Annotated in this window: 18 protein-coding genes; 13 read left to right on the top strand and 5 right to left on the bottom strand. The window is 73.4% G+C overall.

Going from position 1 to position 17,310, the window contains the following annotated elements; all coding sequences use genetic code 11:
* Positions 1-70: 70 nt before the first annotated feature.
* The 12 genes from ACH4EB_RS08120 to ACH4EB_RS08065 all read left to right on the top strand — a co-directional run bounded on the left by ACH4EB_RS08120 (position 71) and on the right by ACH4EB_RS08065 (position 12,105).
* Positions 71-589 (top strand): DUF2617 family protein, encoded by a 519-nt coding sequence (locus tag ACH4EB_RS08120; RefSeq protein ID WP_398346557.1) that lies wholly within the window; start codon positions 71-73, stop codon positions 587-589.
* A 165-nt stretch (positions 590-754) separates the two neighbouring features.
* Positions 755-2,473 (top strand): polyamine aminopropyltransferase, encoded by a 1,719-nt coding sequence (locus tag ACH4EB_RS08115; protein ID WP_398346556.1) that lies wholly within the window; start codon positions 755-757, stop codon positions 2,471-2,473.
* Positions 2,474-2,607: 134 nt separating this feature from the next.
* A complete protein-coding gene (locus tag ACH4EB_RS08110; RefSeq protein ID WP_398346555.1) occupies positions 2,608-3,384 on the top strand; it encodes an SRPBCC domain-containing protein in 777 nt (258 codons plus the stop codon).
* 98 nt (positions 3,385-3,482) lie between these two features.
* Positions 3,483-4,331 carry an aldose 1-epimerase gene (locus ACH4EB_RS08105; protein WP_398346554.1) on the top strand — a complete coding sequence of 283 codons (849 nt, stop codon included), beginning with the start codon at positions 3,483-3,485 and terminating at the stop codon, positions 4,329-4,331.
* A 64-nt stretch (positions 4,332-4,395) separates the two neighbouring features.
* Positions 4,396-4,938, top strand: coding sequence for an orotate phosphoribosyltransferase (gene pyrE / locus ACH4EB_RS08100; protein WP_398346553.1), 543 nt, complete (start codon positions 4,396-4,398; stop codon positions 4,936-4,938).
* Between the two features lie 204 nt (positions 4,939-5,142).
* Positions 5,143-6,165 (top strand): class II fructose-bisphosphate aldolase, encoded by a 1,023-nt coding sequence (fbaA, locus tag ACH4EB_RS08095; RefSeq protein WP_398346552.1) that lies wholly within the window; start codon positions 5,143-5,145, stop codon positions 6,163-6,165.
* 423 nt (positions 6,166-6,588) lie between these two features.
* Positions 6,589-7,002 carry a DUF3151 domain-containing protein gene (locus tag ACH4EB_RS08090; protein ID WP_398346551.1) on the top strand — a complete coding sequence of 138 codons (414 nt, stop codon included), beginning with the start codon at positions 6,589-6,591 and terminating at the stop codon, positions 7,000-7,002.
* 225 nt (positions 7,003-7,227) lie between these two features.
* Positions 7,228-8,088, top strand: a complete 861-nt coding sequence (locus ACH4EB_RS08085; RefSeq protein WP_398346550.1) for a tryptophan 2,3-dioxygenase family protein — start codon at positions 7,228-7,230, stop codon at positions 8,086-8,088.
* Positions 8,081-9,265, top strand: coding sequence for a kynureninase (gene kynU / locus ACH4EB_RS08080; RefSeq protein WP_398346549.1), 1,185 nt, complete (start codon positions 8,081-8,083; stop codon positions 9,263-9,265). Before ACH4EB_RS08085 ends, kynU begins: the two co-directional genes overlap by 8 nt.
* Positions 9,262-10,026, top strand: a complete 765-nt coding sequence (locus ACH4EB_RS08075; protein ID WP_398346548.1) for an alpha/beta hydrolase family protein — start codon at positions 9,262-9,264, stop codon at positions 10,024-10,026. Before kynU ends, ACH4EB_RS08075 begins: the two co-directional genes overlap by 4 nt.
* A 67-nt stretch (positions 10,027-10,093) precedes the next feature.
* Positions 10,094-11,452 carry a sensor histidine kinase gene (locus tag ACH4EB_RS08070; protein ID WP_398346547.1) on the top strand — a complete coding sequence of 453 codons (1,359 nt, stop codon included), beginning with the start codon at positions 10,094-10,096 and terminating at the stop codon, positions 11,450-11,452.
* A 29-nt stretch (positions 11,453-11,481) separates the two neighbouring features.
* The gene (locus tag ACH4EB_RS08065) at positions 11,482-12,105 is read left to right on the top strand and encodes a response regulator (RefSeq protein ID WP_398347046.1); all 624 of its coding nucleotides are present in this window, start codon (positions 11,482-11,484) and stop codon (positions 12,103-12,105) included.
* Positions 12,106-12,129: 24 nt separating this feature from the next.
* Here the strand turns inward: ACH4EB_RS08065 and ACH4EB_RS08060 are convergent, their stop codons facing one another.
* The 4 genes from ACH4EB_RS08060 to ACH4EB_RS08045 form a co-directional block, all read right to left on the bottom strand.
* Positions 12,130-12,375, bottom strand: coding sequence for a hypothetical protein (locus tag ACH4EB_RS08060; RefSeq protein WP_398346546.1), 246 nt, complete (start codon positions 12,373-12,375; stop codon positions 12,130-12,132).
* Positions 12,376-12,465: 90 nt separating this feature from the next.
* Complete coding sequence (locus ACH4EB_RS08055) at positions 12,466-12,846, bottom strand: DUF6082 family protein (protein WP_398346545.1); 381 nt, start codon at positions 12,844-12,846, stop codon at positions 12,466-12,468.
* A gap of 64 nt (positions 12,847-12,910) precedes the next feature.
* Positions 12,911-14,551, bottom strand: coding sequence for an ABC transporter permease (locus ACH4EB_RS08050; protein WP_398346544.1), 1,641 nt, complete (start codon positions 14,549-14,551; stop codon positions 12,911-12,913).
* The gene (locus tag ACH4EB_RS08045; protein WP_398346543.1) at positions 14,548-15,498 is read right to left on the bottom strand and encodes an ATP-binding cassette domain-containing protein; all 951 of its coding nucleotides are present in this window, start codon (positions 15,496-15,498) and stop codon (positions 14,548-14,550) included. Before ACH4EB_RS08045 ends, ACH4EB_RS08050 begins: the two co-directional genes overlap by 4 nt.
* Positions 15,499-15,723: 225 nt before the next feature.
* Here ACH4EB_RS08045 and ACH4EB_RS08040 point away from each other — a divergent pair, with 225 nt between their 5' ends.
* A complete protein-coding gene (locus ACH4EB_RS08040; protein WP_398347045.1) occupies positions 15,724-16,215 on the top strand; it encodes a GbsR/MarR family transcriptional regulator in 492 nt (163 codons plus the stop codon).
* Positions 16,216-16,292: 77 nt separating this feature from the next.
* Here ACH4EB_RS08040 and ACH4EB_RS08035 read toward each other — a convergent pair whose 3' ends face one another.
* Positions 16,293-17,270, bottom strand: coding sequence for a hypothetical protein (locus tag ACH4EB_RS08035; RefSeq protein WP_398346542.1), 978 nt, complete (start codon positions 17,268-17,270; stop codon positions 16,293-16,295).
* Between the last annotated feature and the right edge of the window lie 40 nt (positions 17,271-17,310).

The raw sequence follows: 17,310 nt of genomic DNA, 5'->3' as shown, positions 1-17,310 counted from the left end.
AGTCGTAACCCTGATCCCGTCTCCGGGGCAGGCCGGCCCACCATCCACTGCGTGCTTGCGGAGCCGACCCATGCTCACGACCCTGAAAACGCCCTACACCGATACCCGCGCCTGTGACCTGGCCTGGGCACTCGGCAGGGAGCCGCTGCCGGCCCTCGCCGTGCTGGACCTCCAACTCGCCGACGCCCACGTGCAGTTGCGGCTGCTCGGAGCTTCCCATCAGGTGCTCCTGGAGGAGGAACGCGGCACCTGCTCCGAAACCGTCGCCTGCATACCCGGCAGCAGCACCCCGCTCCCCCTGGGCGTGGCGAAACGCATCGGCGACTGGGAGTACGAATTCGCGGCCCATGTCGAGACGCTCTCGCAGGGCTCGTTCGCCGGACGCGCCCAGGAACTGCTCGCCCTGGTCGCCGAACATCCCCTCGGCCTTGCCGGAACGTTCCCGGGCTCACCGCACGCGTTCACCGCGATGCTGGCGCAGCGCGAGGACGGACAGGTGCGCTGGCGCACCTGGCACGCCTACCCGCAGGAGGGGCGGCTGGTCGCGACCCGTACGCGGGTGGGCGTCCGGATGGCGGCAGCGCTCTGAACAGCGGCGACGCGCCCCGCTGTGGGTGGCGACCCGCGTGGGCGCCCTTACTGGCTCGCGGGCCGGGGGGCGTGCCCGTAGTGCTCCAAGTCGCCCGTGTGGGACGCTCACTACGCTCGTGTGGGTGACATAGGGCCATCCGGCGGTCACGTAGCGTTGCACGACATGATCGACCCGCCTGCTCCAGTCCACCGCGGTTCCCCCGTGCCGCCCGAGGCGGGGAGCCAGGCGCCACTGCCCGTACCCGCCGGGCTCGGCCGGCTGCTCGTCCTGGCCACGGTCTTCGTCTGCGCCGCCTGCGGCCTCGTGTACGAACTCGAACTGGTCGCCCTCGCCTCCTACCTGACCGGCGACTCGGTCACCCAGGCCTCCGTCGTGCTGTCCGTCATGGTTTTCGCCATGGGCGTCGGATCGCTGCTCGCCAAGCGGCTGCGCTGCCGGGCGGCCGTCGGCTTCGGGGCGCTGGAGGCGGTCCTCGCGCTCGTCGGCGGCTTCTCCGTGATGGCGCTCTACGCCTGCTACGCCTGGTTCGGCCAGTCCCGCTCCGCCCTGGTCGCCTTCTCGCTGGCCATCGGCATGCTCATCGGCGCCGAGGTGCCCCTGCTGATGACACTCATCCAGCGGGTCCGCCGCCAGGACGCCGGAGGCGCGGTGGCGGACCTGTTCGCGGCCGACTACGTGGGCGCCCTGGTCGGCGGACTGGCCTTTCCCTTCCTGCTGCTGCCGGTGCTGGGCCAGGTCTCCGGCGCCCTGCTCACCGGTTCGGTCAACGCGGTGGCCGGCGGCGGACTGGTGCTCTGGCTCTTCCGCAACGACCTGTCCGTACGGGCCCGCTGGGCGCTGATCGGCACGAACGTGCTGGCGCTGACACTGCTTGCGGCCGGGACGGTACTGGTCGCCCCCTTCGAACGGGCCGCGCGGGACGCGGTGTACGGGACGGCGGCGCGGGTCGCGGTCCGTACCGGCATCCAGGAAGTCGTGATCACCGGCGGCACGGGCCCGGCTCGGCAGGGGCGGCCCACACCGAGGGCCGGGACGCACGGTGCCGCGGCCGGGAAGACCGGCGGCCCGCTCGGGCTCTACCTGGACGGGCGGCTGCGGGCCAGCGCGGACGACGACCCCCCGTACCACGAAGGGCTGGTGCACCCGGCCATGGCCGGCGGCCCGCACCGCCGGGTCCTGGTGCTCGGAGGCGGCGACGGTCTCGCCGCCCGCGAGGTGCTGCGCCACCCCGGCGTCACGGCCGTGACGATCGTCGAACTCGACCCGGGCGTGGCACACCTGGCCCGTACGGACCCGGGGCTGTCCACGCTCAACGGGCACGCGCTGGACGACCCACGCGTACGGGTGGTCGCGGGCGATGTGTTCGAGTGGCTGCGGCGGGGCGGCGGCGCGCCCCGGAACGGCGGACCGTACGACGTGATCATCGCTGACCTCCCCGACCCGGTGAGCACCGCCAGCACCAAGCTCTACTCACAGGAGTTCTACGGCCTCGCCGCCCGCGCGCTGGCCGAGGGCGGCCGGCTGGCGGTGCACGCCGGGGAGCCCGCGACCCGTCCCCGCACGTTCTGGACGGTTGACGCGACCGTACGGGCCGCCGGCCTGCGCACCGTCCCGTACCGCATCTCCGGCCGCCCCACGCCCCGCACCGGCGCGCCGGAACGCTCCTGCGGAACGGCCCGCCCCGCTGCCCACCGCCCGGGCCCCGCCTGCGGCTGGGGCCTCCTTCTCGCGGCCCGCCACACACCCCGCCTGACCCTCTCCCCGGACACCCCCGCGCTGCGCTCCCTGACCCCCGTCACCCTCCAGAGAGCGGCCCGCTCCCTCACCCGCGTCCCCGGCCTGCCCCCGTCGACGCTGATGCACCCGCGCTACCTGGACTGAGACCGCTCAGCCCGCCGGTCCGACGCCCGGGGGCGTGCTACTCCGGGCTCCCGCCCCCGCCCGCGTCCCTCCGAGGGAGAAAATGGTGCCGGGCCGGACACGTGGGCCGGGAGGGCTGGGTAGGCTCCCATGCCATGGAGCACGAGGTGTACGTTCCGTTTCCCGTCGAGGCCGTACGGCAGGCGCTGACCGAGCCGGAGCGCGTGGCGCGCTGCATCCCCGGATGCCAACTCGACGCCGACGCGGACCCCGGCACCCCCGGCGGGCGGCTGCGGCTGCGCATCGGGAGTTCCACCATCACCTACCGCGGCACGCTCACCGTCACCGGCCGCGGTGCCGACACGGTCACGGTCGAAGCCAGCGGCATCGAGTCGCGGGGTGACGGCTCCGCCGAGCTGTCCCTCACCGTGCGGCTCGCCGCCGCGCCCGACGACTCCGCCTCCACGGTCCTCCGGTGCGCCGGCACGGTCATCAGCACGGGCCGCCTCGCGGACGCCACCGACCAGGCGGCCGAGTCCGCCGGACGCCGCGTCCTGGACCGCTTCGCCGCCAACCTTGCGGCGGACCTCGCCGACAACCCGCCGGAGCCCCAGGACAGCGGCGCCCCGGCCACGCCCCCCACCACCGCGCCCGCCTTCGACTCCGAGGTACCGCCGCCGTCGCTCGACCCGCTCGCCGACGCCGACGACCAGGACGGCACCCCGCCCGCCGAAGCCGCGCACGCGCGGCGCACGATGATCGGGCGCAGCGCCGAGGAAGTCGACCACGCGCCGCCGCGCGGCCGGTACGCGCCCGTGCCCGCCCCGCAGTCGGCGACCACCTCCGCCACTCTGCGCTGGGCGGCACCGGCCGCGGCCCTCGCGCTCGCGTCGGCGGTCGTGGTGGGCCGGGTGCTGCGGCGGCGCCGCTGACCGGGCGGCTCCGGTCCGCACCGGGCCCGTCCGGGCCGCCGGCGACAACCCGCCTGCCGCACCGCCGTACCGCCCCGGCTCCCCGTTAGGGTCGGACCGTGAGTGACAACGACACGCGAAACGCCGCACAGGGCCGGGTACGGCTGGCCGCCGGCGACGCCGAAGTGACCGTGGACCCGGCCAACGGATGCCGGGTCGCCGGCCTGCGGATCGGCGGGACGGAACTGCTGCGGCAAGGTGCCAAGTACGGCTCCTTCCCGATGGTGCCGTGGTGCGGCCGCATCGAGAACGGGCGCTTCCGCAACGGCGGCGAGGTGCACCAGATGCCGCTCAACTCCCCGCCGCACGCCATCCACGGCACCGGCCGCAACGTCGCCTGGACGACGGCACGTACGGACGCCACCAGCGCCGTGTTCACCTACGACCTCCTCGACCCGGCCGCCGCCCCTTGGCCGTACCCGGGCCGGGTCACCCAACTGGTCGAGCTGGCCGAGGACGGCAGCTCCCTCACCCTGACCATGGGCGTCGAGGCGAGCGCCGACTCCTTCCCCGCGCAGGCCGGCTGGCACCCGTGGTTCCTGCGCAGCCTGGACGGGGAAGGGCGGCGCGGCGAGGACGTCCGGATCGACTTCACCGCCGCGTGGCAGGAGGAGCGGGGCGAGAACCACCTGCCCACCGGACGGCGGACCGACCCGAAGCCCGGCCCCTGGGACGACTGCTTCGGCATGCCGGACGGTGTGGACGTCACCCTCACCTGGCCGGGCCGCCTGGAGCTGAAGGTCACCAGCGGCGCCGAGTGGGTGGTGGTCTACGACGAGCAGGAGGAGGCGGTCTGCGTGGAGCCGCAGTCCGGCCCGCCGAACGGCCTCAACACGACGCCGCGCCTGGTCACCCCGATCGAGCCGCTGGAAATCTCGACCACCTGGGCCTGGCGCGTCCTGTCCTGACCACCGGCGGCCCCCGGCCACCGGCGTCCGTCCCGGCCCCGGCAGACGCTCTAAGCTCGTGCGCATGACTGACGACGTACGCGGCGATCTGCTGCGGCAGATCAAGGACAAGGCCGTGGTGCACGGCAAGGTGACGCTCTCCTCCGGCAAGGAGGCCGATTACTACATCGACCTGCGCCGGATCACCCTCGACGGTGCGGCCGCGCCCCTCGTCGGCCAGTTGATGCTGGACATCACCGCCGACCTGGACTACGACGCGGTCGGCGGGCTCACGCTCGGTGCCGACCCGGTCGCGTCCTCCATGCTGCACGCGGCCGCGGCGCGCGGCCGCCGGCTGGACGCGTTCGTCGTGCGCAAGGCGCAGAAGACCCACGGGATGCAGCGGCGGATCGAGGGGCCGGACATCAAGGGCCGCCGGGTTCTGGTGGTCGAGGACACCTCCACCACCGGCGGCTCGCCGCTGACCGCCGTCGAGGCGGCGCGGGAGGCGGGCGCGGAGGTGGTCGCGGTCGCCACGATCGTCGACCGCGGGGCGGAGTCGGCCATCGCCGGCGCGGGGCTGCCGTACCTCACCGGTTACCGGCTCGGGGACCTCGGCCTCGCCTAGGCCTCGACGGGCGGACCGGCGCTGACCAGCGCTTATCGCAAACGGGTGGTGGGTTTCACGTGAAACCGGCCACCCGTCTGCGTTCGGGTGGCGTGTACGGGATGTGGAGCAAACCGCCGAGTCTGGGAAGATGAGCTACGGCGATGTCGTCGCCCCCTGGTCAGGGCCCAGAACGCACACCCGCACATCACAAGGAGCGGACAGATGCCCATCGCAACTCCCGAGGTCTACAACGAGATGCTGGACCGGGCGAAGGCAGGCAAGTTCGCCTACCCGGCCATCAACGTGACCTCGACGCAGACTCTGCACGCAGCGCTGCGTGGTTTCGCCGAGGCCGAGAGCGACGGCATCGTCCAGATTTCCACCGGTGGTGCGGAGTTCCTGGGCGGTCAGCACAACAAGGACATGGTGACCGGCGCCGTGGCGCTGGCGGAGTTCGCGCACATCGTCGCCGAGAAGTACGACATCAACGTCGCGCTGCACACCGACCACTGCCCCAAGGACAAGCTGGACGGCTACGTCCGTCCGCTGCTGGCCGTCTCCGAGCAGCGGGTGGCCAAGGGCCAGAACCCGCTGTTCCAGTCCCACATGTGGGACGGCTCCGCCGAGACCCTGGCCGACAACCTGTCCGTCGCGCAGGAGCTGCTGGCCCAGGCCGCCGCCGCGAAGATCATCCTTGAGGTCGAGATCACCCCGACCGGTGGCGAGGAGGACGGCGTCACCCACGAGATCAACGACGAGCTGTACACCACCGTCGACGACGCGGTGCGGACCGCTGAGGCGCTGGGTCTGGGCGAGAAGGGCCGCTACCTGCTCGCCGCCTCGTTCGGCAACGTGCACGGCGTCTACAAGCCGGGCAACGTCGTGCTCCGTCCCGAGCTCCTCAAGGACCTCCAGGAGGGTGTCGGCGCCAAGTACGGCAAGTCCGCGCCGTTCGACTTCGTCTTCCACGGCGGCTCGGGCTCCACGCCGGAGGAGATCGCCACGGCGCTGGAGAACGGCGTCGTGAAGATGAACCTGGACACGGACACGCAGTACGCGTTCACCCGGCCGATCGCGGACCACATGTTCCGCAACTACGACGGTGTCCTGAAGGTCGACGGCGACGTCGGCAACAAGAAGACCTACGACCCGCGGAGCTGGGGCAAGCTCGCGGAGGCCGGCATGGCCAAGCGCATCACCGAGGCCTGCGCCAACCTCCGCTCCACCGGCACCAAGATCAAGTAACCCCCTGGGTTGCCGAGGCCCCGCGTTCAGCCTGAACGCGGGGCCTCCGTGCGCTTGCGCCTTCGGCGCGGGGGCCTGGTGGGGGGTGCGTTGTGCGGCTTTTGGTCCGGTGGGTGGGGGCTCGGGGCCCTTCCGGGGTCACCCTCCCCCAGCCTCCGGCCGGGGGTGCCCCCACAGCACCCTTGAGGCAACGTGAGGGTCATCGTGAACCCTGGCGCCGGGCTGCCTGCGGGGAGGCGCCGGAATGTCCCCGAGCCCGCGCCGTGAGCGCCATCCCGCCATCGGGGTCACTCACTGACATCAGCAGTCCCCCCTCGCGCGAAGCGCGAACGTCCACCCCCACGGGCGCGCACCCGCGAAGAAGGCCCAGCCCCCTGAGGCCATCGTCGGCTGCCCCCCGGGAACCTTGGCAAACTGGTACCCATGGCCATTCACGAGAACCTTCTCGGGGGACCGCCCCCGACCGAACTCCCCGACGACCCCGAGCCCCGCGAGCTCCTCGCCTCGGGTGCCGCGCCGACGGACGTCGCGGCGAAGTATCCGACCTCCTCGCTGGCCTGGGCGCAGCTTGCGGACGACGCGTTCCAGGCGGGACGTACGGTCGAGTCGTACGCGTACGCCCGTACCGGCTACCACCGGGGCCTGGACGCGCTGCGCCGGGCCGGGTGGAAGGGCCACGGGCCGGTGCCGTTCGAGCACGAGCCGAACCGCGGCTTCCTGCGCGCCCTGCACGCGCTCGCCCGCGCCGCGCAGGCCATCGGTGAGCAGGCGGAGTACGAGCGCTGCACGACGTTCCTGCGGGAGTCGTCGCCGACCGCGGCGGACACCCTCTCGTAAGGCGCTGAGCTGCGCTTCCGGCTGCGGGCCGGAGTGGATCGCGGGCCGGTCGCGCATGCGCGACCGGCCCTTGGCATGCGGTCGGCGGCCTCTTGCGTGCCTTCGGTGGAGCACGGATGATGCCAGTGGGCCGGAAGATTCCGCGTCCGAGGGGACCGGGGCTCCGTTTGCCGACGGGAAGGAGCGGACCGCTACCCGGAAGCGAGCAGCATCGAGGAGTTCCTCATGTCGCAGCAGTCCGCCCCGCAGCGTCAGCCGGAGACCGATGACGTCCGCCGGCCCGATCTGAGCATCGGCAGCTCGGACACGACGCCGTACGAGGATTACGTCCACGCGGACGTGCTCACCCACCTTCAGCATCCGCTGTCCGACGATCCGGGCGAGCTGGCCTTCCTGGTGACGACGCAGGTGATGGAGCTGTGGTTCACCGTCGTCGTGCACGAGTGGCACACCGCTGCGCAGGCGCTGCGCCGGGACGACCTGCCGGTGGCGATGGAGGCGCTGGAGCGTTCGACGTATCAGATGGAGGCGCTCAACGCGGCGTGGAAGCCCCTGGCCCGGCTGACGCCGGCGCAGTTCAACGCGTTCCGGGGTGCGCTGGGGGAGGGGTCGGGGTTCCAGTCCGCGATGTACCGGCGGCTGGAGTTCCTGCTCGGTGAGAAGTCGGCGTCGATGCTCATACCGCATCGTGGCGCGCCGCGTGAGTACGCCGAGCTGGAGAAGGCGCTGCACGAGCCGAGTCTGTGGGACGAGGTGCTGCGGCTGCTGGCGCGCCGGGGCCATGCGATCCCCGGTGAGGTGCTGGAGCGTGAGGTGACGGCGCGGTACGAGCCGGACGCGCGGGTGGAGGCCGTGTGGGCCGAGATCTACGCGGGTCCGCGCGACGGTGAGTTGGTACGGCTCGGTGAGGCGTTGACGGACGTCGCGGAGCTGGTGTGGCGCTGGCGGAACGATCATTTGGTGGCGACGCGGCGGGCGATGGGAGCCAAGATGGGGACCGGCGGTTCGGCGGGTGTGGCGTGGCTGGAGAAACGGGCGGGCAAGAACGTTTTTCCGGAGCTGTGGACGGCACGCAGCCATGTCTGACCCGGCCGCGCGCGCCACGGTGCTGGACGCACGGGACGAACTCCGCGCCGTACGGGAGCAGTTCGAGCTGGACGACTGCGTGTACCTGGACGGGAACTCGCTGGGGGCCCTGCCCGGCCACGTGCCCGGGCGGGTCGCCGACGTCATCACCCGGGAGTGGGGCGAGCTGCGCATCCGTTCCTGGGAGGAGTCGGGCTGGTGGACCGCGCCGGAACGCGTCGGCGACCGCATCGCCCCGCTGCTGGGCGCCGCGCCGGGACAGGTGGTGGTCGGTGACTCGACCAGCGTCAACGTCTTCAAGGCGGTGGTCGGCGCCGTACGGATGGCGGGCGAGGGCCGGGACGAGATCCTGGCCGACGAGACGTCCTTCCCGACCGACGGGTACATCGCGGAGTCCGCGGCGCGGATGACGGGCTGCACCCTGCGTGCGCTGCCGGCCGCGCGGATACCCGGCGAGGCGGGGCCCCGGACCGCGCTCGCGCTGGTCAACCATGTCGACTACCGCACCGGCCGGCTCCACGACCTGCCCGGCATCACCGCCGCGCTGCACGAGGCCGGGGCGCTGGCGGTGTGGGACCTGTGCCACAGCGCGGGCGCGCTGCCGGTCCGGCTGGACGCGCACGGCGTGGATCTCGCGGTGGGCTGCACGTACAAGTACCTGAACGGCGGGCCGGGCTCGCCCGCGTATCTGTACGTGCGTGAAGAGCTTCAGGCGCGGTTCGACTCCCCGCTGCCCGGCTGGAACTCGCACGCCGTGCCCTTCGGCATGGACACCGCGTACGCCCCGGCCGACGGCATCGTCCGCGGCCGGGTCGGCACGCCCGACATCCTGTCCCTGCTCGCCCTGGAGGCGGCCCTGGACGTCTGGGACGGCGTGCGCGTCGAGGCCGTACGGGCCAAGAGCCTCGCGCTCGGCGACTTCTTCCTGGAGTGCGTGGCGACGTACGTACCGGAGGGGCGGGTGCGCTGTGTCACCCCGCGTGAGCACCCGCTGCGGGGCAGCCAGATCGCGCTGGCCTGCGCGGACGCGGGTGAGGTGATGACGGAGCTGATCCGGCGCGGGGTGATCGGCGACTTCCGCCACCCCGACGTGCTGCGCTTCGGCCTCACGCCGCTCTACACGTCCTTCGCGGACGTGGCGCGGGCCGCGCGGGTGCTGGGCGAGGTCGTGGGGTGAGCGGTGCGGGCGCCGCGCACGAGGAGACGGCGCTGCTCGGCCTCGCCCCCGAGGCGCCCGACGCGACGCTGACGTACGGGCCGCATCCGGACCAGGTGATCGACCTGTACGGGCCGCGGAACGACGGGCCGGTGGTGCTGCTGCTGCACGGCGGGTTCTGGCGCGCCGCGTACGACCGTACGCACCTGTCGCCGCTCGCCGCCGAACTGGCCCGGCACGGACTGCCGGTCGCCCTCGCCGAGTACCGCAGGGCGGGCGCGGGCGGCGGCTGGCCGCGTACGTACGAGGACGTGGTGGCCGCGGCGGCCGCGGTGGAGCGGCCCGTGGTGGCCGTGGGGCACTCGGCGGGCGGGCACCTCGCGCTGCTCCTGGCAGCGTCGCGCCCGGACGGCCGCGGACCGGACGCGCTGCTGCGGAGCATCGCCGTGGCGCCCGTCGCCGATCTCGCGCGCGCCCATGAGCTCGGGCTGAGCGACGGCGCGGTGGCGGAGTTCCTGGGCGCCGGGCCGGGGTGGGCGGACCGGCTCGCCGCGGCCGACCCGGTGCGGTGGCCGCCGGGCACGGTGTCCGTGACGGTCCTGCACGGCACCGCCGACGCCGAGGTGCCCGTCGAGCTGTCCCGCCGCTACGTACGGGCCGCGGCGGCCGCCGGCGGGACCGTGCCGCTGCTGCGCGAACAGGCCGGAACCGGGCACTACGCGCACGTCACCCCCGGCACCGCCGCCTTCCGCGTCCTCCTCGCCACCCTCCGTAGTACTTGAGGAGGACGGCCGCAGATCCGCTCAGGAGGGGACGACCGGGAGCCGCGCTCTGCTTACCGTGGTGTGCGTGAACCAGACGACCCACTCGCAGCGCGACGACCTGCGCTCGGAAGTCCGACTCGTCCGCGGCGCGCTGAACCGGCTGCGTCAGGACCTGATCGTGGACGCCTTCGCCTTCCGCCCGATGCTGCCCCTGGACGACGCCCGCATGACCGGGTGGTCGTGGGTCCCCGGGCGGCTGCGCCGCCATCTGCGCTGGGCACCGCACTTCGCGCTCGCGGCCGTCGCGGCCGTCGTGTTCCTCGGGATTTCGAGCGTGCTGGCCCGTTCCAGCCCGCTGGACTTCGTCTTCACGGCGGCCTTCAGCTTCCTGCTCGCCGCGCCGCTCGCGCTGACGCTGTTCCGCCCGATCGGCGCGTTCTGGCTGTCCGGCGGAACGCTCGGCCTCGCGATGCTCGCCTACGTCGTCACCGGCTCCGGCGCCGAGGGGTACGGGATCGGCTTCGCCACCCACACCGCGGTGATGGTCCTGGTCGTGTTGCGTACCCGGCCCCGGCTGGCCGCCGAGATGTGGCTGACCACGATGGCCGCGACCGGTGTGATGGTGCTGTTGGTACCCCACCGGGTCTCGGACGTGGCGGCGCTCGCGGTGGTGACGGCGTTCGCGCTGGTTCCCGCCGCCGCCATCCGCGCCTGGCGCGAGGAGCGGCGCAACGTCGTCGAGACGCGGACCGCCACCGCCGAGGAGCGCTCGCGGCGCACGCTGCTGGAGGAGCGCGCCCTGATCGCCCGCGAGCTGCACGACGTGGTCGCGCACCACATGTCCGTCATCGCCATCCAGGCCGAGGCCGCCCCGTACCGCGTCAAGGACACCCCGCCCGAGCTGGCCACCTCCTTCTCGACCATCCGGGAGAACGCGGTGGCGGCGCTGACCGAGCTGCGCCGCATCCTCGGCGTCGTACGGTCCGAGGACCCGGACGCCTTCGCCGACGCCGACCCGGAGGCGCCGCAGCCGACCCTCGCCAGCCTCGATTCGCTGTTGGAGAGCGTGCGCGGGGCGGGACTGATCGTCGAGGCCGTGATCACCGGCTCGCCGCGGCCGCTGCCGCAGGGCGTCGAGCTGTCCGCGTACCGCATCGTCCAGGAGGCGCTCAGCAACACCCTGCGGCACGCGCCGGGCGCGGAGGCGCGGGTGGAGATCTCGTATGTGCTCGGCGGCCTCGGACTGCGTATCGTCAACGGCAAGGCGAGCCGCCTGGCCAAACCGTCACCGGGGGCCGGGCACGGCGTACTGGGAATGCGGGAACGGGTGCAGATGCTGGGCGGCGAGATGACGGCGGACCATACCGACGAAGGCGGGTTCGAGGTCGCGGCCTTCATCCCCGTATCGGCGACGCCGGGCGCGGCGGAGGGGAAGACGGCGTGATCCGGGTACTGATCGTGGACGACCAGGTCATGGTCCGGGAGGGCTTCTCGGTGCTGCTGGGGGCGATGCCGGACATCGAGGTCGTCGGCGAGGCCGTGGACGGCCGGCAGGCGGTGGACAAGGTCGCGGAACTCCACCCCGACGTGGTGCTGATGGACATCCGGATGCCGGAGATGAACGGGCTGGAGGCGACCCGCGAGATCGTCGCGGCCGACGCGGACGCCAAGGTGCTGGTGCTGACCACCTTCGACCTCGACGAGTACGTCTACCAGGCGCTGCGGTCCGGGGCGAGCGGCTTCCTGCTCAAGGACGCCTCGGCGGGGCAGCTCGCGGAGGGCGTACGGATCGTGGCGGGCGGCGAGGCGCTGCTCGCGCCGACCGTCACCAAGCGGCTGATCTCGGAGTTCTCCAAGATCGATACGCCGCGGGCGCCCACCCAGGAACGCGTCGGCGATCTCACCGAACGGGAGACCGAGGTCCTGGTGCTGGTGGCCCAGGGCCTGTCCAACGGTGAGATCGCCGAGCATCTGGTCGTGGCCGAGTCGACGGTGAAGACGCACGTCAGCCGGATTCTGGTGAAACTGGGACTGCGCGACCGCACCCAGGCGGCGGTCTTCGCGTACGAGGCCCGGCTGGTCACGCCGGGCGGGTGAGGAGCGGCGGGCCGGGCCGCCGGATCACAGCCGTGCGATGTCGGACTTGGCCCGCAGCAGGGTGTCGCGGGTGATCACCAAGGTCCTTTCGTGGTCGGCCCGGCTCGCGTCGCCCGGCAGCCTCGCGACCAGGTCGGCCGTCATGTCGGTTCCGATGACGGCGAAGCGTCCGTCGCTCAGTTCGAAGAGATCGGGACAACTGCCGTTGCCCATGCTGCCGCGCTCCTGAGGGGTGGCGCCCAACCGTCGAGTGATTTCGAGTGCTGTCATCGGGCCGGAATACCCTTGCGGTAGGCGGCGGCGCGAGCCGAATTGCGGCAGTTTTGCTTTTCGGTGTGGGCCGGTTCGCCTGTATGCGTTTCATGGCTCGTTGTGTTGACCTTCGATCAAACGCAGGTTCGGCGTGTGCGGTTCTTGTGCGTTCGCCTGGGTCATCGCCTCGTCGACGAGGGCGGCGAAGCGCCGTTCGTGCGAAGCGGGGTCCAATGCGGCGCGCATGCGGCGCGCCGCTTCCCGGTATCCGCGGAAAGCCGGCGACCTGGGCGCGACGTCCTCGCCATGTGGAAAAGCACCAGTACGGCAGTGGAGGACGCCGCGGCGCCATAGGCCTGGCCCGCATTTCCACTGCCGGGGGTGCGCAGTCCGGGCACCATCGTCATGATCAGGCTGAGCAGCGCACAGGCCGCCCCGGCCGCCCCCGGACGGGGATCGCTCCCGCCGTACGGCGCGTCGGCGGCGCACGGGAAAGCACGGCGCCGGAGTCCGCTACAGCTCCGGCGCCGCACGTAGGGGAAACCGGTCGGGGTCAGCCGACGTCACGGCGGCGCAGCGCGGCCAGCCCCGCCGCCACGCATACCGCCGTCAGGGCGAGCAGCCACAGGAACGGGGCCGCCGTGGCGTCGCCGCCCGGCAGTTTCGGGAGATGGCTGAAGGGCGACAGGTTCATCGCCCACCGGGGGAGCTGGACGGCCGCGCCCACCCAGCCGATGCCCAGGCAGGCGCCGACCACGGCCCAGGTGGCGGCCGACGCCTTCGGCAGGGCGCCGACGAGCAGGACCGCGAGGCCGGTGACCGCCCAGACCGCCGGGGTCTGGGCCAGGGCCGCGCCCACCGCGGGGCCGAGCCGTCCGCCGGCGTCGCCGATCGTCAGGCCGTACGTGAAGCCGAGGCCCAGGCCGCCCAGGAGCAGGATGAGGACCGTGCCGAGGAAGGCGACGGCCAGGTGCCCGGCGGCCCAGCGCAGCCGTCCGACCGCGCCCGCCAGCACCGGCTCGGCCCGGCCGCCGGTCTCCTCGCCGCGCAGCCGCAGCACCGCGCCCGCCGCGAAGAGGGCCGCGACCATGCCGAGCATCCCGGACAGCGCGGCCACGAACGCGTCGGTCAGGCCCTGCTGCCCGCCCATCCGCCGGAAGATCTCGCGGGTCTGCTCGTTGCCGCCGACCAGGTCGGACGCGCCTTCGGTGATGCCGCCGAAGACGGCGCCGGCGAGCAGGAAGCCGGCCGACCAGCCGAGCAGGGTGGTCCGCTGGAGGCGCCAGGCCAGACCGAACGGGCCGTTCAGGGAGGCGGGCGCCCGGGCCGGGCCAGGTCGGGCGGCCAGGAAGCTCATGCCGAGGTCGCGGCGCGCGGTGAGCAGGTACGCGGCGCCGACCGTGCCGGCCGTGCCGGCGAGGAAGAGCAGCAGCACCCACCAGCGTTCACCGGCGAACGCGCGCACGTTCTCGGCCCAGCCGACGGGCGAGGCCCAGGTGAGCGGGGAGGAGGCGTCCTCGGTCCCGGCGTCGCCCGCGGCCCGCAGGACGAAGGCCGTGCCCAACGCCGCCCCGGCCAGGCCCTTGGCGGCCCGCGCGCTCTCGGTGAGCTGCGCGGTGATCGCCGCCAGTCCCGCGAGGACCAGGCCGGTGCCGCCGACGGCGAGACCGAGGGCCAGCGAGCCGGCCGCGGGCTGACCGGAGGCGGCCAGCCCGGCGCTGATGAGCAGGGCCAGCGCGGCGTCGGCGACGAGCGCGGCGAGCAGGGCCGCGGTGAGCGGGGCCCGCCGGCCGACCATGGCGGCGGAGAGGAGTTCCTGGCGGCCGGTCTCCTCCTCCTCGCGGGTGTGGCGCACGACGATCAGCAGGCTCAGCACGCCGGCCAGCAGCGCGGCGAAGCCGCCGATGCGCCAGGCGGTCAGGCCGCCGAGGGAGTCGCCGAACACCGGACCGTAAATGGCGCGCAGCGAACCGTTGGCGGTCATCGAGCCCGCCACCTCCGCGCGCTTGGCGGGCGTGTCGTAGAGCGTTTCGAGGGTGCCGCCCATGCTGACGACGGTCAGTCCGAGCAGCAGTACCCATGAGGGGATCAGCAGCCGGTCCCGGCGCAGGGCCAGGCGCAGCAGGGTGCCGGTACCGGCCAGGTCGCGGCGGCCGCCGGTACGGGCGGCCGCGGGGAGCGCCACGGTGGTCATCGCAGGGTCGCCTTCTCGGGACCGGCGGCGGAGGCGGCGGGCGCCGGGGCCCGGGCGGTGCGGGTGTCGTCCTGGTAGTGGCGCAGGAACAGCTCTTCCAGGGTGGGCGGCGTGCTGGTCAGGCTCCGTACGCCGGACCGGCTGAGCGAGCGCAGCACCGCGTCCAGCTTGTCGGTGTCCACCTGGAGCCGGACCCGGTGGCCCTGGATGTCGAGGTCGTGCACGCCGGGGAGGCGGGAGAGTCCGTCGGGCGCGCCGGCCAGTTCGGCGGTGACGCTCGTGCGGGTCAGGTGCCGCAGGTCGGCGAGGGAGCCGGACTCGACGGTGCGGCCCTTGCGGATGATGCTGACGCGGTCGCACAGCGCCTCGACCTCGGACAGTACGTGGCTGGAGAGGAGCACCGTACGGCCGCGGTCGCGCTCCTCCTCGACGCAGTCCTGGAAGACCTCCTCCATCAGCGGGTCCAGCCCGGAGGTCGGCTCGTCCAGGATGAGCAGGTCCACGTCGGAGGCGAACGCGGCGACCAGGGCGACCTTCTGGCGGTTGCCCTTGGAGTACGTCCGGCCCTTCTTGGTGGGGTCCAGTTCGAACCGCTCCAGGAGGCTGTCCCGGCGGGCCGGGTCGAGACCGCCGCGCAGCCGCCCGTAGAGGTCGATGACCTCGCCGCCGGAGAGGTTGCGCCACAGCGTGACGTCTCCGGGGACGTACGCGATCCGGCGGTGCAGGGCGACCGCGTCCCGCCACGGGTCCCGGCCCATCAGCTCCGCGCCACCCCCGTCGGCGCGGAGCAGTCCGAGCAGGACGCGGATGGTCGTGGACTTGCCCGCGCCGTTGGGGCCGAGGAATCCGTGCACCTCGCCGGTCTCGACGTCGAGGTCGAGACCGGCCAACGCGTGGGTCCGGCCGAAGGCCTTGCGGAGGCCGGACACCGAGATTGCCTTCGTCATGATTCTGAACATACGCTTTTTTCACAAAATTGTGAAGTTAAGAAACCGTATAAAGTTGGGGGAGCCGTTACACCGGCCCGGGGGAGCAGAGGAGAGGATCAGAGGGTGAGTGAGCAGGCAGGGCGTCAGCAGGACCGGGAACAGGCCCAGGGCCGGTCTCAGGACGGGGCGCACGGGCGGGACGAGGAGGCCGTCTCCCGGTTCGTGGAGCGCTTCGCGGCGGAGATGACCGAGGCGGGGATGCAGCGGATGGCCTCCCGGGTCTTCGCGGCGCTGCTCGCGTCCGACACCGCCGCCCTCACCTCCGCCGACCTGTCCGAGCGGCTACAGATCAGCCCCGCCGCCGTCTCCGGCGCGGTCCGCTACCTGACGCAGGTCGGCATGGTCCGCAGGGAGCGCGAACCGGGCACCCGCCGGGACCGCTACCGGCTCCACAACGAACTCTGGTACGAGACCCTGGGCAACCGCGACCGGTTGCTGACGCGCTGGGAAGAGGTGCTGCGGGAGGGCGTCAAGACGCTCGGTCCCGACACGCCGGCCGGCGCCCGGGCCGCCGAGACCGTCGAGTTCTTCGAGTTCCTGCAGGTCGAACTGGTCTCCCTGCTGGAGCGCTGGCGCGAGTACCGGGAGGAGCGGTTCGGGGAGGACCGGGCCCGGGAGGACCAGGGCGGGGCGGCGGGCCGGACGCGGGAGGACCGGGTCCGGGACGGGAGCTGAGGCCCGTACGGCCGTGCCCCGGCGTCAGCCCTGAGGCCGGGCCTCGGCTCAGCCCCCAGGCCAGCCCCCCCGCCCCCTCAGTCGTGCGGCAGCGTCAGCCGCCACGCGTCCGGGTGCACCGTCCACGTACGGGTCCTGACCGGGCCGCCCACGACCACGTCCGCCCGGTAGCGGAAGTCCGCGCCCGACACGGTCACCGCCCGCGCGCGGGCCCGTACCGGCGGTTCGGCCTCCTGCCAGTGCACGACGACCTCGGCCAGCCCGGTGCCGTCGTCGCTGTCGCCGGGCGTCACCGAGACCCATCGCACCGGCCGGTCCAGGTCGGCCAGCACCACGCCGTCCGCCTCGACGCGCAGCCGGTGGCCGGGGGTGACCGGCCGGCCGGCAGCCGCGGGACGGGTACGGGCGGTCAGCAGCGCCAGCGCCGCGCGGGCCGTACGGAGCGGCGCGTGCCACCACACGGCGGGACGGTCCGGCCGGGCGTCGGCCCCCGGCCCCGCTCCGGGGGCGGGCGGACCGGCCGCGTCGTGTGCCGCCGTGTGGTGCGCCGCCGTGTCGTGTGCCGTCGCTTCCGAGCCGGCGCGGGGCCGTGGCAGGCGTGGCCTGCCGAAGCGTTTCCGGTGGCGGAGCCGCCCGCCTGCCTCCGTACCGGACGGGATGTCCAGGCCGCCCAGCACGATGCCGTCGCTGTCGTCCGTGAGCAGGTGCAGGCTGTGGTCCGTACCGTCCAGGACCGCCCGGGCGGCGGCGACGGTGTCCGTCGGCACGCCCAGCGCGCGGGTCAGCTCCACCGTGCCCGGCGCGCCCACCGGCACCACCGCCAGCGCCACCCCCGCCAGATCGCGCTCCTTGTGCAGCAGCGCCACGGCGCGCAGCAGGGCGTGGTCGTCGCCGATCACCACGGGGCGGCGATGACCACGGCGGGCGAGCGCCCGCGCATACTCCTCGGGGCCGTCGGGAAGGCAGATCTTGGCGGCCGCGCCCGCGCACAGGACGTCCTTGGCGATCCGTACGGATTCCCCGTCCGTACTGCGGGCGGCCGGGTCGATGACCACGAGCAGGGGGTGCCCCCGGACCCCGTCCGGGAGAGAGTGC

Origin of the sequence: Streptomyces sp. NPDC018045 (assembly GCF_044327445.1) — a bacterium.
Taxonomy (GTDB): Bacteria; Actinomycetota; Actinomycetes; order Streptomycetales; family Streptomycetaceae; genus Streptomyces.
Note: the sequence above shows the minus strand (reverse complement) of the source record. Positions and strands in the feature narration are given on the sequence as shown.

What these genes read in the sequence shown, in the direction of transcription:
- ACH4EB_RS08120 (WP_398346557.1), top strand. Translation starts at nt 71, where the DNA reads ATGCTCACGACCCTGAAAACGCCCTACACCGATACCCGCGCCTGTGAC.
- ACH4EB_RS08115 (WP_398346556.1), top strand. Translation starts at nt 755, where the DNA reads ATGATCGACCCGCCTGCTCCAGTCCACCGCGGTTCCCCCGTGCCGCCC.
- ACH4EB_RS08110 (WP_398346555.1), top strand. Translation starts at nt 2,608, where the DNA reads ATGGAGCACGAGGTGTACGTTCCGTTTCCCGTCGAGGCCGTACGGCAG.
- pyrE (WP_398346553.1), top strand. Translation starts at nt 4,396, where the DNA reads ATGACTGACGACGTACGCGGCGATCTGCTGCGGCAGATCAAGGACAAG.
- fbaA (WP_398346552.1), top strand. Translation starts at nt 5,143, where the DNA reads ATGCCCATCGCAACTCCCGAGGTCTACAACGAGATGCTGGACCGGGCG.
- ACH4EB_RS08090 (WP_398346551.1), top strand. Translation starts at nt 6,589, where the DNA reads ATGGCCATTCACGAGAACCTTCTCGGGGGACCGCCCCCGACCGAACTC.
- ACH4EB_RS08085 (WP_398346550.1), top strand. Translation starts at nt 7,228, where the DNA reads ATGTCGCAGCAGTCCGCCCCGCAGCGTCAGCCGGAGACCGATGACGTC.
- kynU (WP_398346549.1), top strand. Translation starts at nt 8,081, where the DNA reads ATGTCTGACCCGGCCGCGCGCGCCACGGTGCTGGACGCACGGGACGAA.
- ACH4EB_RS08065 (WP_398347046.1), top strand. Translation starts at nt 11,482, where the DNA reads ATGGTCCGGGAGGGCTTCTCGGTGCTGCTGGGGGCGATGCCGGACATC.
- ACH4EB_RS08060 (WP_398346546.1), bottom strand. Translation starts at nt 12,375, where the DNA reads ATGACAGCACTCGAAATCACTCGACGGTTGGGCGCCACCCCTCAGGAG.
- ACH4EB_RS08050 (WP_398346544.1), bottom strand. Translation starts at nt 14,551, where the DNA reads ATGACCACCGTGGCGCTCCCCGCGGCCGCCCGTACCGGCGGCCGCCGC.
- ACH4EB_RS08045 (WP_398346543.1), bottom strand. Translation starts at nt 15,498, where the DNA reads ATGACGAAGGCAATCTCGGTGTCCGGCCTCCGCAAGGCCTTCGGCCGG.
- ACH4EB_RS08040 (WP_398347045.1), top strand. Translation starts at nt 15,724, where the DNA reads ATGACCGAGGCGGGGATGCAGCGGATGGCCTCCCGGGTCTTCGCGGCG.